Origin of the sequence: Streptomyces sp. NPDC051561 (assembly GCF_044454195.1) — a bacterium.
Lineage (GTDB): Bacteria > Actinomycetota > Actinomycetes > Streptomycetales > Streptomycetaceae > Streptomyces.
Genome location: NZ_JBITDM010000019.1, coordinates 46,695 through 62,884 on the forward strand (window position 1 = coordinate 46,695; position 16,190 = coordinate 62,884).

Genomic DNA, 16,190 nt, shown 5'->3' on the forward strand with positions numbered 1-16,190 from the left:
GTAGGACTCTACGACGCGGCCCTGGAGAAACGTACGGAAGGAGCGGTGTCCGGCGTGCTCCTGCGCTGGTGGACCGGCCCGTGAGCCGGCCCGTGGGTCAGTGCGCCCCGGTACCGGTGAGGGACTTGACCTCCAGCTCGGCGTACTTGCCCTTGTCGGGCTCCTCCTTGGAGAGGATCGAGCCGAGCCAGCCGAGCAGGAAGCCCAGCGGGATCGAGATCAGGCCCGGGTTCTCCAGCGGGAACCAGGCGAAGTCGACGCCCTTGAACATCGAGGTGGCCTTGCCCGAGACGACCGGCGAGAACAGCACCAGGAAGACCGCGGCGAAGAGTCCGCCGTAGATCGACCACAGCGCGCCCTGGGTGGTGAACCGCTTCCAGAACAGGCTGTAGAGGATCGTCGGCAGGTTGGCGGAGGCGGCGACCGCGAAGGCGAGCGCGACCAGGCCGGCCACGTTGAGGTCGCGGGCGAGTGCGCCCAGTGCGATGGAGACGATGCCGATGAGGACGGTCGCCCAGCGGGCCGCCCTCATCTCCTCCTTCTCCGTCGCCTTGCCGCGCCGGATGACGTTCGCGTAGATGTCGTGCGCGAAGGAGGACGACGAGGCGAGGGTGAGGCCTGCGACGACGGCGAGGATGGTGGCGAAGGCGACCGCGGAGATCACGGCGAGCAGGATGGCGCCGCCGGTGGAGCCCGCACCGCCGCCGATTTCGAGTGCGGCCAGTGGCGCCGCCGTATTGCCCGCCTTGTTGGAGGAGGTGATGTCCTCCGGCTTGAGGAGGGCCGCGGCGCCGAAGCCCAGCACGATCGTCATCAGGTAGAAGGCGCCGATGATGCCGATGGCCCAGTTCACGGACTTACGGGCGGCCTGGGCGGTGGGCACGGTGTAGAAGCGGATCAGGATGTGCGGCAGGCCCGCGGTGCCCAGGACCAGGGCGATGCCCAGCGAGATGAAGTCCAGCTTGGACATCGCGCTGACGCCGTACTTCAGTCCGGGCTCCAGGAAGCCCTCCTTGCCGCTGTTGGTGGCGGCGGCGCCGAGCAGGTCGGAGAGGTTGAAGTTGAACTTCAGCAGGATCAGGAAGGTGATCAGCAGGGTGCCCGCGATCAGCAGGACGGCCTTGACCATCTGCACCCAGGTGGTGCCCTTCATACCGCCGATGGTGACGTAGACGATCATCAGGACGCCGACCAGGGCGACGATCGCGATCTTGCCACCGTCGCTCTTGATGCCGAGCAGCAGCGAGACCAGGACGCCCGCGCCCGCCATCTGGGCCAGCAGGTAGAAGATCGACACCACGATGGTGGAGGTGCCCGCCGCGGTGCGCACCGGGCGCTGCTTCATCCGGTAGGCGAGGACGTCGCCCATGGTGTAGCGGCCGGAGTTGCGCAGCGGTTCGGCGACCAGGAGCAGGGCGACCAGCCAGGCCACCAGGAAGCCGATGGAGTAGAGGAAGCCGTCGTAGCCGAAGAGGGCGATGGATCCCGCGATGCCGAGGAAGGACGCGGCGGACATGTAGTCGCCGGAGATCGCCAGACCGTTCTGGAAGCCGGTGAACTGGCGGCCGCCCGCGTAGAAGTCGGAGGCGCTCTTGGTCTGCTTGCCGGCCCAGATGGTGATGACCAGCGTGGCGACGACGAACAGGCCGAAGAGGGTGATGATCAGGGTGCGGTGCTCGCTGGCGCCGTCACCGGCGGCGAGGTGCCGTCCCAGGTTGTCCTGGAGGCTCTGCGGGGTGAGGGCGGTGATGCCCTGCCAGCCCATGTTCTGAGGTGTCATTCTCCGGCCTCCAGGCGGGACTTGATCGCTGCGGCCTTCGGGTCGAGCTTGGTGGCCGCGTGCCGCGAGTAGAACCAGGCGATCAGGAAGGTCGTCAGGAACTGGGCGAGGCCGAAGACGAGGGCGACATTGACGTTGCCGAACACCTTGGTGCCCATGAAGCCGCCGGCGTAGTTCGACATCAGTACGTAGAGCAGGTACCAGGCGATGAAGGCAATGGTGAGCGGGAAGGCGAAGGAGCGGTGGGCCCGGCGCAGTTCGCCGAATTCCGCGCTCTCCTGCACCTCGACAAACTGTGCCGTCGTGGGCCCGGCGGGGCTTGTGTCGGATCCGCCCTGGGGCGGCGGTGCATCGGTGGCCACGGAATCTCCTCGCTGCGCGGGTGGGGTGGGGGTGATCAAGGGGTCCTCGTACGCAGGGGACGGGCGGGGCCCGTCCGGCGGGTTACTGCTCGCCCCCTGTCAACGGCACGGCGCGAGGAGCGTCCCGGTTCAACACGTGCGTTTTCTTTTCCGGAGCCCGCGGGGGGACCGGATCGGCGCTCCGCCGGGCCGGAAAGGCCGACGCCGTCTGTGAGGGCGGCGCGGACGACAACGGCTTCTAGGGGGCCCGGATCGTCGACGTACTGCGCGCGGTGCGCAGTTGACACACCCGACCCGGCGGCCACGGTGACAGAACTGTGTCCGTCCTGTGCGATTTCTTTCCGGAATTCATTGCTGTGAAGCATGATTCGGCGATAGTTTCGCTGGTCATGTACCCGTCCAACCGCATTGGCGCGGTGGGACGTTCGGCACGGATGATGTGGAGAACCCATGGCTCATCTGGGAACCCGACGGTCACGCGCGCTCGCGGTGCCCGTCGGTCTGGCACTGACGGCTTCGCTCGGCATCCTGCCGATGACCTCGGCCAACGCTGCGCCCGTCGACGAGGCGCCCGCGGCGGCTCCGGCGGCCAACGGCCCGAAGCTTTCCTATGTCGTGAACGTCGACGGTGGCAGCTCCACCGCGAAGTCGGTCAAGAAGGCGATAGCCAAGGCCGGCGGCACCATCGTGATCAGTTACGACAAGATCGGCGTCATTGTCGTCACCTCCCAGAACCCTGAGTTCGGGAAGCAGATACGCAAGGTGCGGGGCGTCGAGTCGGCGGGCGCGACGCGCACGGCGCCGATCAAGTCGGCCGCCACCACCGATGTGGGCGCCACCGAGCGTCTGTCGGCGACCGAGGCACAGGCCGCCGCGAAGAAGGCGACCACCGCCGAGGACCCGCTGGAGCCGCTGCTCTGGGGTCTCCCGGCGATCCGCGCCGACAAGGCGCACCAGAAGTCGCTGGGCAGCAAGAAGGTCAACGTCACGGTCATCGACACGGGCGTGGACGACACCCACCCGGACCTGGCGCCGAACTTCGACGCCAAGGGTTCCGCGAGCTGCGTCGGCGGCAAGGCCGACACCACGGCCGGTGTGTGGCGCCCGAAGGCCGACGAGTCCGACCACGGCACCCACGTGGCGGGCACCATAGCCGCCGCGAAGAACGGGGTCGGCGTCACCGGTGTCGCGCCGAACGTCCGGGTCTCCGGCATCAAGGTCGCGGACTCCAGCGGTGAGTTCTACACCGAGGCCGTCGTCTGTGCGTTCGTGTACGCCGCCGAGCACGGTGCGGACGTCACGAACAACAGCTATTACACCGACCCGTGGATGTTCAACTGCAAGGACGACCCGGACCAGGGCGCCCTCGTGGAGGCCGTCGACCGGGCGCAGCGCTTCGCCTACAACAAGGGCACCATCTCGGTCGCCTCGGCGGGCAACTCGAACTACGACCTCGACTCCAAGGAGATCAAGGACACGTCGAGCCCCAACGACGGCACCCCGTCCGAGCGGATCATCGACCCGAAGAAGTGCCTCGACATCCCGATGCAGCTGGATGACGTGGTGACGGTCTCCGCGACCGGCGCCAAGGGCATCAAGTCGTCGTACTCCAGCTACGGCAAGGGCGTCGTCGACGTCACCGCTCCCGGTGGCGACAGCACCGTCTACCAGACGCCGGAAGGCCCCGCCGTCGACGGCCGGATCCTCTCGACCCTGCCGGGCGGTGGCTACGGCTACAAGGCCGGCACCTCGATGGCGTCCCCGCACGTCTCGGGCGTCCTCGCGCTGCTGAAGTCGACGCACCCGAACGCCACGCCGCGCCAGCTGGAGCGGATGCTGACGACGGACGCGGAGAGCGTGGCGTGCGGTGACCCGTACGACATCAACAAGGACGGCAAGATCGACGCCGTCTGCAAGGGCTCGACGAACGACAACGGCTTCTACGGGGCCGGCATCGTCGACGCCCTGCGCGCCGTCCGCAAGTGACAAGTGGCAGATGATCCGCGGTAGTTGACCGCGGGGAGGGGCCGGCCGGTGCTCGCACCGGCCGGCCCCTTCGCCGTGCGTACGGCTGCCCGCGGGTACGGCCGTACGGCTGCTACGGCTTGACCAGCACCTTGAGCGCGGTCCGCGCGTCCATCGCCTTGTAGCCGTCCGGGACCCCGTCGAGGCCGACCGTCAGGTCGAAGACCGGCGAGGGGTCGATCGTCCCGTTGAGGACGTCGGTGAGGAGTTCGGGCAGGTAGGCGCGGACCGGGGCCACTCCCCCGCGCAGTGCGATGTTGCGGCCGAACATCACGCCCAGGTCGAGCCCGGTGGCGCTGCCGTGCGGCACGCCGACATAGCCGATGGCGCCGCCGTCGCGGGTGAGGGCGACCGCGGTGCGCATGGACTGCTCCGTGCCGACGGCCTCGATGACCGAGTGCGCCCCCTGCCCGCCGGTCAACTCCCTCACGGCGGCGACCGCTTCGTCGCCCCGGGTGGCGACCACGTCGGTGGCGCCGAAGGTGCGGGCGAGGTCGGTACGCGCGCGGTGGCGGCCCATCGCGATGATCCGGTCGGCGCCGAGCCGCTTGGCGGCCAGTACGCCGCAGAGCCCGACCGCCCCGTCGCCGACGACCGCGACCGTCAGTCCGGGCCGCACGGCCGCGCCGACGGCGGCGTGGTGGCCGGTGCCCATCACATCGGCGAGGGTGACCAGCGCGGTCAGCAGCCGGTCGTCGGACGCGGCGTCGGCGGGCAGCTTGACCAGGGTGCCGTCGGCGAGCGGCACGCGCACCGCCTCGCCCTGGCCGCCGTCCGAGCCCACCGAGCCCCAGAAGCCGCCCTGCGGACAGGACGTCATCAGCCCCTCCGCACAGAAGTCGCAGGTGCCGTCCGACCAGACGAAGGGCGCGACGACCAGGTCACCGGCCTTGAAGGCCCGTACCTCGGCGCCCGCCTCCTCGATCACTCCCAGGAACTCGTGTCCGATCCGCTGCCCCGGCTGCCGCGCGGACTCGCCCCGGTAGGCCCACAGGTCGCTGCCGCAGATGCAGGCGCGCAGCACCCGTACCACCACATCGGTCGGCAGCCGAAGGCGCGGATCCGGTACGTCCTCGATCCGGATGTCGCCTGGGGCGTGGATGACTGTGGCGCGCATGGGAGGGCATCCTTGCTGGTCAGAGGCTGGTGTGCCTCTCACCGTACGCCGGGAGCTCCGGCTCGGCACGCGCTGGCGGGCGGGGCGCCGCGCCCAGCACCCCGAGGGCGAGCAGCAGCTGGGCGGCCGAGTAGGTGGCCATCACCCAGAAGTCCGGAGCCGGCAGTTGCGGCCACTGGGCGACGCCGGTGGCGATGAGGGTGTCGGAGAGCAGGAAGAGGGCTCCGCCGACGCCCGCGTACAGCCCCAGGCCACTGGATCGCAGCGCCATGACCGTGAGCAGCAGGCTGTATCCGGCGACCGGAACGCGCAGCTCGGCAGGCAGGTCGGGCCAGAGCAGCGCCACCACGGCGATCAGCGCGACGGCGTAGGCGGCGCCGAGCGGCCGGTTCATCGGCGCACCCTTGAAGAGGGCCAGGTAGCAGAGGTGGCCGAGGGCGAAGGAGCCCATCCCGATCATGAAGGCGGGGTCCGCGTCGAAGAGCAGGGCCAGGTCGCCGCCCCAGCCGAGGAGCAGCGCCGCCACCAGGAGACGCGGGCCGCCGCGTACGGCGACGTAACCCGCGAGCAGCGGCATCAGCAGGGGCTTGGCGGCGGCGTGCACCGGCCAGGCGCCCGCCAGCAGTCCGGCGAGGTCGACGGCGGCCGCGAGGAGGAAGGCGGCGAGGAGGGGGCGGGCGAGACGGGGGCGGGCGAAGCGGCCGCCGAGGGGCCGAGCGGTGCTCATGCGGCGGGCTCCGGCTGCTGGGCGGGGGTGGCGTCGAGGGGCGCTGCGGGGGCGTCCTGCGTCGGCGCGTCCTTGGTGGGCGTGCCTGTGGCAGCCGCGTCCGCGGTGGGCGTGCCCGTGGCGGCTGTCCTCGGCTGCCAGCCGGGGCCGCCGAAGATCCGTCCCGCGCGCTCCCGCCAGGTCTTCGCCGCGCGTACGTCGCGGGCGATGGCGGCGTACTCGTGGGTGGCGACGCGCAGTGGGTTGTACGTCCCGATGTTCTTGGTCAGCCCGTACACCGGGCGTTCGGTCTCGCTCACGAAGGAGCCGAAGAGGCGGTCCCAGATGATCAGGATGCCGCCGAAGTTGCGGTCCAGGTAGCCGCCCTGCGAGGCGTGGTGGACGCGGTGGTGCGAGGGCGTGTTGAGGACGTACTCGAAGGGCCTCGGGAGTTTGCCGACCCGCTCGGTATGCACCCAGAACTGGTAGACGAGGTTGGCCGAGGAGCAGAAGGCGAGGGCAGCCGGGTGGACGCCGCAGGCGATCAGCGGGAGGTAGAACGGCCAGACGGTGAGGGTGGTCCAGGGCTGGCGCAGCGCGGTGGTGAAGTTGAAGTTCCGGCTGGAGTGGTGGACCACGTGGCAGGCCCAGAGGATGCGGATGACGTGGTGGCCCCGGTGCGACCAGTAGTAGAAGAAGTCCTGGGCGAGGAGCATCAGCGGGATGGTCCACCACAGGACCGGGATGCGGGCGGGCGTCAGCTCGTAGACCGCCGTGTAGATCGCGACGATCGGGATCTTCCACAGGAAGTCGAAGCCGATGCTGCCGATCCCCATGGTGATGCTGGTGGCGGCGTCCTTGGTCTCGTACCCCTCGGCTTCGTCGTCGGGGTGCAGGCGGTAGCTCACGATTTCGAGCACGGTGAGCAGGACGAAGGCGGGTATCGACCACAGCACGACATCGGGCAGGTTCGGCATGCCCGCACGATAGAGCCGCTGGTGGGGGCTCGACTAGGGGTTGTTACCCACAAGTATGTAAGAAGTTCCGTCAGGAGCGCCGGACCCCGTCAGGACTGTGCCCGTTTCGAGAGCGTGCCGGGTTCAGGAGCGCGGCCGGTCGGTGTGGCGGTTCTCGTGGTACGTCGGCGAGGTGACCAGGTCGAGCAGCCGCTTGTCGATCTGGGCGGGGTCGGCCATCTCGGCGAGGATCTGCGTCGGTACGGCGTCGGGGTCGCGCAGCAGGGCCAGCATCAGGTGCTCGGCGCCGGTGTGGCTGTGCCCGAGGCCGATGGCTATCCGGCCCGCCTCGGTGACCAGGGCGTCAAATCGCGGAGTGGGATGGGGAGTTGTCTCGTTTCGCTCATGGTTCGGCATACGCCCCATGGTGGCCGAATCGGCGCCGGGGCGGAACCGTGCGAACCGCCCCGGACACGTGTCCGGATGCCCGCCCTACCCGCCCACCGCCCCCAGCAGGGTCCCCACCAGGTACGTCACTCCCATCGCGAGCGCCCCGCCGCCCATCGTCCGCCACACGGCGGGCCCCGGCGGGGCGGTGCCGAGACGGGCGCTTCCCCACCCGGTGAGCGCCAGCGCCAGCAGCACCGAGACCACGGTCACCGGCAGCCGCCAGGACTGCGGCGGCAGGATGATCGCGAGCAGCGGGAGCAGGGCGCCGACGGTAAAGGCGATGAAGCTTGCCCAGGCGGCGTGCCAGGGGTTGGTGAGTGCGTCGGGGTCGATGTTGAGCTCGACGCGTGCGTGGGCGCGCAGTGCGTCGCGTGCGGTGAGCTGCTCGGCGGCGTCGCGGGCCAGGTCCGCGGAGAGGCCCCGGGACTGCAGGAGCGAGGTCAGTTCCGCGAGTTCCTCCTCGGGCTGCTCGCGCAGTTCGCGCTTCTCCAGGTCGATCGCGGCCTTCTCGGCGTCGCGCTGGGTGGACACCGAGACGTACTCCCCCGCCGCCATCGACAGGGACCCCGCGAGCAGCCCCGCCAGCCCCGCGGTGAGCAGGGTCTCGCGGGAGTCGGTCGCGCCGGCCACGCCGACGACCAGGCCCGCGGTGGAGACGATGCCGTCGTTCGCGCCGAGGACCCCGGCCCGCAGCCAGTTGAGGCGTGAGCCGAGGTCCTGGTGGTGCGGTTCGTAGGGTGCGGTGTCAGTCATGTGCGGAGAATGGCACCCGGCGGCACACCGGGGCCGTAATGACTCACCAGACGCGCACCGACCCTCCGGGGGCGAAGGCCGGACTGGTGGCGTCCGCCGGGACCTTCTCCAACGGCTGGGCGATCTCCCGTACGGTAGGGCCGGCCTTGGCGGCGATCGCGTCCAGTGCGCCCAGGTCGAAGCCGTAGACCCGGGCCGCGTTGCCGCCGACCATCGCGGCGACCTCGTCCTGCGGCAGGCCCGCGTAGGCGATGCGCAGGCCTTCGCGGGAGTACGGCGCGGTGCCCTCGTCGTGCGGGTAGTCGCTGCCCCACATGATCTTGTCGAGGCCGATCCTGTCGCGCAGCGGCACCTCGTGCGGGCGCATGAAGCTGGCGCCCACGAAGCAGTTGTCGCGCCACACCTCGCTGGGGCTGGCCCCCATCGAATCGGCGAGCCCGGCCCCGAACTTGGACTCGGCGGTGGACGCCCTGGTCGCCGCCGCGACGAGTCGTGAGTGGTAGTAGTCCAGCATGTCGACGATGCCGGGGATCCAGCCGGAGCCCTGCTCTGTGAGGACCAGCCTGAGCCCCGGGTGGCGTGTGAAGGCGCCTCCGAAGATCAGGTGCCAGAGCGCCCGGTGCGAGAACCAGGTGGTCTCGACCATGAAGACGGCGCGGGCGGCCGGTTCGTCGCCCAGGGGCGGGGAGGCGGAGCCGCCGTGGTGGTTGACCGGGACCTCCAGTTCGTCGCAGACCGCCCAGATGGGGTCGTAGACGGCCGAGTAGAGCTCGGGGATGCCGGATCCGGGCGGGGCTCCCGGGAGCAGGACACCGCCGGTGAGGCCCGCCTCCTTGGTGCGCCTGATCTCCCGTACCGCCTCGTCGACGTCGTTGAGGAGGATCTGCGCGACCCCCGCGCGGCGGCCTGGCGCGTCCGCGCAGAAGTCTTCGAGCCACCTGTTGTGGGCGCGCAGGCCCGCCCAGCGCTGTTCGTACTCGGCGCGGGTGGGCACCGGGGCCAGCAGGGCGGCGGCGGGGAAGAACGGCGGGATGGTGTTGGGGAAGACGACCTCGGCGACGATGCCGTCGGCCTCCAGCTCTGCCAGCCGGCGCCCGGAGTTCCAGTTGCGGTCGGCGGTGTCGGCGAGGAGGTCCTCGTAGGGGTTGGTGTAGGTGGCCGCCCAGGCGTCGAAGTCCGCGTGGTGCTTCTTCTCCAGGTACGGCTTGTAGTCGAGGAGGTCGGCGCCGGCGTGGCAGTCGGCGGAGATGACGGTGTAGCGGTCGGCCCCGCCGCCCATCACAGCACCCCCAGTTGCGGGAAGTCGTGCTCGGTCAGCCAATGGCGGCCCACCTCGCGGGACTTGGACCAGCTCAGCTCGACCCTCGCCTGGTCCTCACTCTGTCCCAGCTCGTCGGGCGTGGGTCCGATGCGACGGGCGAGCGGGGCCAGCTTCTCGGTGTCGAAGCCGAAGACGTCGGCCGCCGCGAGGCCCAGCATCCGGCGTGTCTCCCCCACCGGAATGTCGTGGAAGGTGTTCCTCAGCCACTCCCTGGTCCTGGGCCAGGTGCCTTCGGGGTGCGGGAAGTCGCTGCCCCAGAGGATGTTGTCGACGCCGATCTCGTACCGCTGGGCCAGTTCCCTGCGCTTGGTGTTGGTGGCGCAGACGAAGATCTGGCGGTCCAGGTACTCGCTCGGCGGACGCTTCAGTTCCGCGAACGGCGAGAGCTTCTTCCCGCCGTGCGCGCCCAGATACAGCCGGTCCATGAACCACAGCTGGTTCGGCAGCCACCAGCAGCCCGACTCGGCGATGCCGAACTTCAGCCCGGGGTGCCGCTCGAAGACCCCGGACCAGAGCAGGAACCACAGCGGCCGGGCCGGCCACCAGGTCACCTCGCTGACGTAGATCCCCAGGTGGTCCCCGTACTCGTGGCGGGGCGCCGCCCCCGAGTGCGTGACGATCGGCATCGCGGTCTCGGCCGCCGCCGCCCACACCGGGTCGTAACGCCGGTCGTGGTACGGGGCCTTGTCCACCCACATCGAGGGGATCATCAGCGCCCCGAGCCCGGACTCCTTCGCCCGGTACACCTCGGCGACGACCTTCTCCACCTCGCCCGTGATGGGCAGCAGGGCGACCCCGCAGTGCCGTTCGGGGTTCTCGCCGACGAACTCGGCCAGCCACCGGTTGTGCGCCTGCGCCCCCGCCATGCCGAGCGCCGGGTCCTGGTCGCCGGAGAGCCCGAGCCCGACCCCGAAGGGTGCGGCGGTCTGGCTGTCCACGGCGTCCGCGTCGGGGAAGACGACCTCGGCCGCCACCCCGTCGCCGTCCAGCTCCTTCAGGCGCTGCGCGGAGTCCCAGCCCCCGCGCAGACCTTCCTCGTTGTCCGTGAACCACTTGTTCGCGAAGGCCTCGTTGCGGACCCCGAGCCGGGTCATCGCCTCCCTGCGGGCGTCGCGCTGTCCGAGGAACTCGTCGAAGTCGCCGTGGAAGGCGGGGTCCAGATAGGGCCGGTACCGCTCGGTGGGCAGCCCGGCGTGGCAGTCGGAGGAAATGATCAGGTACGGGTCACGGTCCGTGCTCAACGTGCCCACCTCTCAGTCGAGAATGAACTTTTCCAGGTACGAGGGGTTGGCGCGGTCCAGCATCGACCGGGACCGCGCCTTGATCTGCCGGTCGCTGTGCTCGCCGGCGGGGAGCATCCAGAACCGGTCCGCCCTGATCCCGTCCACGACGGCCCCGGCGACCTCCTCGACCGGCGTGAACTCGATCTCCTGCCCCGCCTCCCTCATCGCCGCCTCCCACTGGTCGAGGCTGCGGTACGGGGACCTGCGCGGGCGCTCCTTGGCGAACCGCTCGGGCCTGTTGCGGTGCGACTCCCACAGTCCGGTGCGCAGCATGTGCGGGCCGGGGAACAGCACGGAGGCGCCGACCTGCGCCCCTTCCGCCTTCAGGTGCGCGTACAGCGACTCCGTCATCGTCACCACGGCCGACTTGGTGACCGCGTACACCGAGGCGGTGGGCAGCGGGGCGATGCCGCCGTCCCCCGACGACGTATTGACCACCCGGCCCGGCTGTCCGCCTTCGAGCATGCGCGGCACGAACGCCTGGATGCCGTGGAAGACGCCCCAGACGTTGACCGCGAAGGCCCACTTCCAGTCGTTGGGCTCGTGCTCCCACATGCGGCCCTCGGCGCCGGAGCCGACGCCCGCGTTGTTGCACAGGACGTGTACGGCGCCGAAGGTCTCGTACGCCGCTTCCGCCAGCTCCTGGACGGAGTCGCGCTCACTGACGTCCACCACCCGGGCGAGCACCTGCGCCCCGCCCTCGCGCAGCTCGGCGGCCGCCTTCTTCAGCGCGCCCTCCTCCACGTCGGCGAGGACGACCTTCAGTCCCTCGTCCGCGAACCGCCGCACCATCGCGAGCCCGATGCCGCTCGCCGCCCCGGTGACGACGGCCACCTGACCTGCCCGCAGCTCCATCAGACGCTCCCTTCCGGCGGACCGTCGAGAATCTGCTGCGGGTCGTCGTAGCGCTGGTGGATGTACGGCAACAGGGCCTGGGCGTCGACCCGTTCGACCACTTTGCCGCTCTGGTCGCTGGTCTTCTCGCCGATGGTGATCTCGACGAGGCGGCGTACCGGAAGGTCCGCGACGGGGTCGTACATCGACTCGCGCAGCACCACGTCCCCGGTGATCCGCTCCAGCTTGCGGACCTTCTCGTGGCGGGTGCACTGCACGAGGACCGGGTCGGCGTCGAAGCCGCGCCCGTCGACCGCCGGGAGGAACTTGAAGTAGAAGTCCAGCTTCTCGACCGGCTCCCCGGGGGTGGGCAGCGTCTCGCTCACCGCGCCGCGCACCTCGACGAAGGCGATGCCGTGCCGGGCCAGGGAGGCGCTGATGACCAGGCCGTCGCGCTCGACGGTGACCTCGCCCAGCTTCTTCGGCTCGCCGAAGACCTCGCGGCCGCCGATCAGGGCCCGCTCGTGGGTCATCGGCATGACCAGGGGGTACCAGCCCTCGCGGCCCCCGTACTCGGCGGCGACCGCCACCGATCCGGCGCCGAGCGGATAGCCGGGGATGTCGACCTTGCTGATGTTGGCCCGCACCAGCGGGCGGCCGGTGGGCTTGAGGGGCGGCGGCAGGACGGCCGCCACCGCGTCGGGGTCGCTCTCCCACACGGCGAGTACACCGGTGGACCAGATGTCGGGAAGCTTGGTGCTCCTGGTGCGCGCCGCCTGGATCTCGGCCTCGGTGCGCGGTCCGTACCGTACGCGTGCCATGCCGTACCACCCTTGTCCTCGGGTCGCCCGGGCGTATGCGCCCCGGACCGGTCGGGTCTGCTGTAACACTGTTACAACAGCGAGCGTGAAGGGTAAAGGGCCGTGCACATACGGGAGTTGGGGGATCCGATGGCCAGAGGGGCACTGAGCAGGGACCAGGTGCTGGACGCCGCCGCACGGCTCGTCGTGCAGCACGGCCCGCAGGAACTCACCATGCGCAAGCTCGCCGCCGAGCTGGGTACGGCGGTGACCTCGATCTACTGGCACGTCGGCAACCGCGAGTCGCTGCTGGACGCGCTGGTCGAGCGGACGGTACGGGAGATGGGCGCGCTCACCCCGCGCGGCCGGACCCCCGTCGAGCGGGTCGTCTCGGTGGCCCGCGCACTGCGCCACGAGCTGCGCGCCCGGCCGCACCTGATCGCGATGGTCCACGAACGCGGCCTGACCGAGCGGATGTTCCTGCCCGCCCAGCAGGCGCTGGTGCGCGAGGTGCACGCGGCGGGGCTGCGCGGGGCGCGGGCGGCGCTGGCGGTGCGGGCGGTGCAGTTCCAGGTGGTGGGGCATGTGCTGGTGGAGCGCAACCGGGAGCGTTCGCCGGTGCAGTCCCCGGCGGAGGGTGAGTTGTGGGCCGCCGACCACGACGAGACGGCCGGGCACGACCCGGCGCTGGCGCGTGCGCTGGCCAGGCCGGTCGATCCGGAGCGGCTGTTCGTGGTGTCGGTACGGGCGTTGGCGGGGGCGTTGCTGGAGGGTGCGGACGGCGAGCGCCGGGCAGACGGCGGCCCCTCCGCAGAGGGCTCCGCGACAAGCCGCGCAAGGTGCCCGGGAAAGCGCTCCGGAAAATAGCTGGAGACCGCGCGCCCCGCGTGCCTAGAATCACCGGCGCAGGGCGGCTCCGCGCGCGCTTCCTTCTCACTCCTCCGATTCCGTAGCGCCCCCACTCTCCGCCCTCGCACCCACTCCACCGTCGTACGACGCACCGCCCCGCCCCGTCCGCGCCACCGTGCGCACCGGGTCCCGGCGGACCGCTGTCCCCTTCGCGGAAGGCCCACTTGCCCTCTCCCCAGTCCGTGCTGCTCCGGCGCACCCAGACCGTGCATCTCGACGCCCTCCCGGCCTCCGTGCCCGACCACAGGACCGCACCGCGACTGGTGGTCCTGGAGGGCGAACTCCTCGACCGGGGCTATGCGCTGACCGCGCCCCTGCACGCCGCGTTCGCCGCGCTGGACCATCTCGACCTGGCCCGGGAGGGCCGCCGGCTGCTGGCCGGGGTCGACGAACTGCTCGGCTCGAACCGCACCCACACCCCCCTCTTCGAGCGGTTCCCGCTCACCGTGCCGCGCGACACCGAACGGCTCTACGTGGACCGGGTCTTCACCCTGCTGCTGCAGAGCCCGCACCAGCCCTGTGTGCTGTGCGCCGCCACTTCCACGGTGCACGCGGTCTCCCCGTGCGCCCATCTGGTGTGCCGCCGGTGCTGGGACGGCTCGCAGTACACGGCCTGCCCGATCTGTCACCGGCGGCTCGACGCGGACGACCCGTTCCTGATCCCTCTCGCGCCGCCCGCCCGCACCCCCGCCCGGCGCGGACGCCCGTCCTACGCGGGAACCCTGCGCCCGCTCGCACTGGGCACCGATCTGGCCACCGCCTCTGCCGCCGAGGCGCGCGCTCTGATGGCCCGCCAGACCCCGCTCTCCGGTCAGGAGTACACGGATCTGGCCGATCTGCTGCCCGCACTCCCCGCCGCTCCCTCCGCGCTGCCGGACGACATTCCCGTACGGGAGACGAAGGCGCTGGTCCTGGGCACCCTGCTGCGCGCACCGCGCACCGCCGCCGTCGTACGCCCGCTGCTGGCCGCCCGGCTCACCACCGCGACCGACGTGCTGCGGCTGCTGGCCGTGTACTCCGGAGCGACCGCCGGGGCGCTGAAGCCGCCGCGTTTCGGGAGCCTGCCGCGTTCCCTGCGCCGTGAACTCCTCGCCGTACTGGACGGGTTCCACCCCGGCTCGCTCATCGAGGACCTGCGCCGCCACCCGGGCCCGTGGAAGCGGGCGGCCGAGAGCCTGCACCCGTACGAGCGGTTCGCCCGGCACCCCCGGGCCGCGCTCGCCTTCGCGGTGCTGCGCGAGACCGACGTCCGGGCCTTCCCGGAGCTGGGGGCGCTCGCGGCGGAGCACCCTCGGTGGGTGACGGTCACGGAGGGCCGGGTGCGGGCGGTCACCTGGAACGGGCGGGTGGAGGTCGCACTCGCCGACGGCCAACTCCCGCTCGCGATCGGGCTGTTGCGTCAGCGGCCCGGCGAGCTGCTGCGTCGCCTCGCCCATGTGCTGCGGCTGTACGCCGACCGGGCGGACACCCCGGCCGGGACCGGTGCTCCGGCGCCCTCCGCCAATGCCCCGGCCGGGCCCCGTGTTCCCGCGTCTCTCGCCGAAGCGCTGGCCCACACCCTGCCCCGTGCCGGGGTCGGCGCGCTCCTCTCCGCGTACGGTGCCCTGCGGGTGCGTCACCGGGCCGGACACGCCCGCCGGGTGTTCTTCCCGCGCGGGGAAGTCACCCACGCCCACGTACGGGACGAGAACCGGCCGGCGCTGCCGCGCACCCTCACCGAACCGGTCTGCGCGCTCCTCGAAGCGGAGGTGCTGCGGCGGCTCGCCGCGCGCGAGGGCTACCAGCACGCGGTGATCGACGAGGCGCTCGACGATCTGAATGTGCCGTTCGCCGAGCACTCCTCGGCCGCCTCCCTCGTCGCCGTCCCCAGAGGCAGCCGCCAGCCGCTGCCCGCCGGGGACGTGCTGCGGCTGTTCCTGCACTGGACGCAGCCCGCCGGCACCCGGGTGGACCTCGACCTGTCGGTGGCTTTCTACACCGCCGCCTGGGAGTTCGCCGGGCTGTGCGACTACACGCAGCTGCGGCACCTGCGCGGCGGAGCCATCCACTCCGGCGACCTCACCTCCGCGCCCGCGCCCGCCGGGGCCACCGAGTACGTGGACCTGGAGCTGCCGCTGCTCGCCGAGAACGGCATCGCCTACGCCCTGCCGGTCGTCTTCTCCTTCAACAGCGTCCCGTTCGACACACTCCTCGACGCCTTCGCCGGCTTCATGGAACTGGACGGTGGCCGCCCGCGCGACGCCCGCTACGACCCGCGCACCGTCCGCCAGCGCTTCGACCTGGCGGGCGAGTCACAGGTCTGCGTCCCCATGGTGGTGGACCTGCGCCGCCGCGAGGCACTGTGGACGGACCTCCATCTGCCGCCCGCCGGAGGGTTCCAGAGCATCGCCTCGCACACCGCCGATCTGTCCAGGATCGCCCGCGACCTGACCGGCCACTTCGCTTCCGGCAGCCGTACCACCATGGGTGACCTGGCCCGCTGGCACGCCGCCGCGCGCGCCCCCGGGGTGAGTGTGGTGCGGCGGGACGGCGCCGTGTGGACGTACCGCCGCGGTCCTGGCGAGGAGTGCGGGGCGTTCGCCGCCCGGCTTGCCTCGGGCGAAGTGCCGCAGGAGTACGGGGTGTCGGCGGACCTGGAGGCGCTCACCTCCGGCCGCCGGGTGCTGGTGGCCCGGGTGTACGGGGAGCTGGTGGCCCAGAAGGCGACCGGCACGGTCTACCGGCTCTTCCCGGGCCCGGTCGACGGGCACGAGGGACTGCACCGGGTCACCGCGGGGGACCTGGTCGCGGAACTCGGCCCGGAAGCAGGGGCGGAACTGGGACCGGAACCCGGGCGCGGGGAGACGTACGACACAATCGGGCGGGTGAACACCGGGACTGTCCTGGGCGAATAG

14 protein-coding genes are annotated in these 16,190 nt (G+C 71.3%); 3 read left to right on the top strand and 11 right to left on the bottom strand.

Annotated elements, in window-relative coordinates; all coding sequences use genetic code 11:
* Nucleotides 1-97: 97 nt before the first annotated feature.
* Nucleotides 98-1,780 carry a cation acetate symporter gene (locus ACIA73_RS31470; protein ID WP_399442266.1) on the bottom strand — a complete coding sequence of 561 codons (1,683 nt, stop codon included), beginning with the start codon at nt 1,778-1,780 and terminating at the stop codon, nt 98-100.
* Nucleotides 1,777-2,142: a DUF485 domain-containing protein gene (locus ACIA73_RS31475; RefSeq protein WP_399442267.1), complete on the bottom strand. Its 366-nt coding sequence runs from the start codon at nt 2,140-2,142 to the stop codon at nt 1,777-1,779. The genes ACIA73_RS31470 and ACIA73_RS31475 overlap by 4 nt, the downstream gene beginning before the upstream one ends.
* A gap of 450 nt (nt 2,143-2,592) precedes the next feature.
* Here ACIA73_RS31475 and ACIA73_RS31480 point away from each other — a divergent pair, with 450 nt between their 5' ends.
* A complete protein-coding gene (locus tag ACIA73_RS31480) occupies nt 2,593-4,128 on the top strand; it encodes a S8 family peptidase (protein WP_399442268.1) in 1,536 nt (511 codons plus the stop codon).
* Between the two features lie 112 nt (nt 4,129-4,240).
* On the opposite strand, the gene ACIA73_RS31485 is transcribed toward ACIA73_RS31480, so the two are convergent.
* The 9 genes from ACIA73_RS31485 to ACIA73_RS31525 form a co-directional block, all read right to left on the bottom strand.
* Complete coding sequence (locus ACIA73_RS31485; RefSeq protein WP_399442269.1) at nt 4,241-5,284, bottom strand: zinc-dependent alcohol dehydrogenase family protein; 1,044 nt, start codon at nt 5,282-5,284, stop codon at nt 4,241-4,243.
* Nucleotides 5,285-5,303: 19 nt separating this feature from the next.
* Nucleotides 5,304-6,011 carry a lysoplasmalogenase gene (locus ACIA73_RS31490; RefSeq protein WP_399442270.1) on the bottom strand — a complete coding sequence of 236 codons (708 nt, stop codon included), beginning with the start codon at nt 6,009-6,011 and terminating at the stop codon, nt 5,304-5,306.
* Nucleotides 6,008-6,967 (bottom strand): sterol desaturase family protein, encoded by a 960-nt coding sequence (locus ACIA73_RS31495; protein WP_399442271.1) that lies wholly within the window; start codon nt 6,965-6,967, stop codon nt 6,008-6,010. Before ACIA73_RS31495 ends, ACIA73_RS31490 begins: the two co-directional genes overlap by 4 nt.
* 123 nt (nt 6,968-7,090) lie before the next feature.
* Entirely contained in the window at nt 7,091-7,363 is a 273-nt protein-coding gene (locus ACIA73_RS31500; protein WP_399442272.1) for a Clp protease N-terminal domain-containing protein, read from the bottom strand.
* Nucleotides 7,364-7,438: 75 nt separating this feature from the next.
* Nucleotides 7,439-8,149, bottom strand: coding sequence for a VIT family protein (locus ACIA73_RS31505; protein ID WP_399442273.1), 711 nt, complete (start codon nt 8,147-8,149; stop codon nt 7,439-7,441).
* A 43-nt stretch (nt 8,150-8,192) separates the two neighbouring features.
* Nucleotides 8,193-9,428, bottom strand: coding sequence for an amidohydrolase family protein (locus tag ACIA73_RS31510; RefSeq protein WP_399442274.1), 1,236 nt, complete (start codon nt 9,426-9,428; stop codon nt 8,193-8,195).
* The gene (locus ACIA73_RS31515; protein ID WP_399442275.1) at nt 9,428-10,711 is read right to left on the bottom strand and encodes an amidohydrolase family protein; all 1,284 of its coding nucleotides are present in this window, start codon (nt 10,709-10,711) and stop codon (nt 9,428-9,430) included. The genes ACIA73_RS31510 and ACIA73_RS31515 overlap by 1 nt, the downstream gene beginning before the upstream one ends.
* A 12-nt stretch (nt 10,712-10,723) precedes the next feature.
* Nucleotides 10,724-11,608 (bottom strand): SDR family NAD(P)-dependent oxidoreductase, encoded by an 885-nt coding sequence (locus ACIA73_RS31520; RefSeq protein ID WP_399442276.1) that lies wholly within the window; start codon nt 11,606-11,608, stop codon nt 10,724-10,726.
* Nucleotides 11,608-12,408 carry an acetoacetate decarboxylase family protein gene (locus ACIA73_RS31525; RefSeq protein ID WP_399442278.1) on the bottom strand — a complete coding sequence of 267 codons (801 nt, stop codon included), beginning with the start codon at nt 12,406-12,408 and terminating at the stop codon, nt 11,608-11,610. Before ACIA73_RS31525 ends, ACIA73_RS31520 begins: the two co-directional genes overlap by 1 nt.
* A 129-nt stretch (nt 12,409-12,537) precedes the next feature.
* Here ACIA73_RS31525 and ACIA73_RS31530 point away from each other — a divergent pair, with 129 nt between their 5' ends.
* Nucleotides 12,538-13,254: a TetR/AcrR family transcriptional regulator gene (locus ACIA73_RS31530; RefSeq protein WP_399442279.1), complete on the top strand. Its 717-nt coding sequence runs from the start codon at nt 12,538-12,540 to the stop codon at nt 13,252-13,254.
* Nucleotides 13,255-13,460: 206 nt separating this feature from the next.
* Entirely contained in the window at nt 13,461-16,190 is a 2,730-nt protein-coding gene (locus ACIA73_RS31535) for an MXAN_6230/SCO0854 family RING domain-containing protein (protein WP_399442280.1), read from the top strand.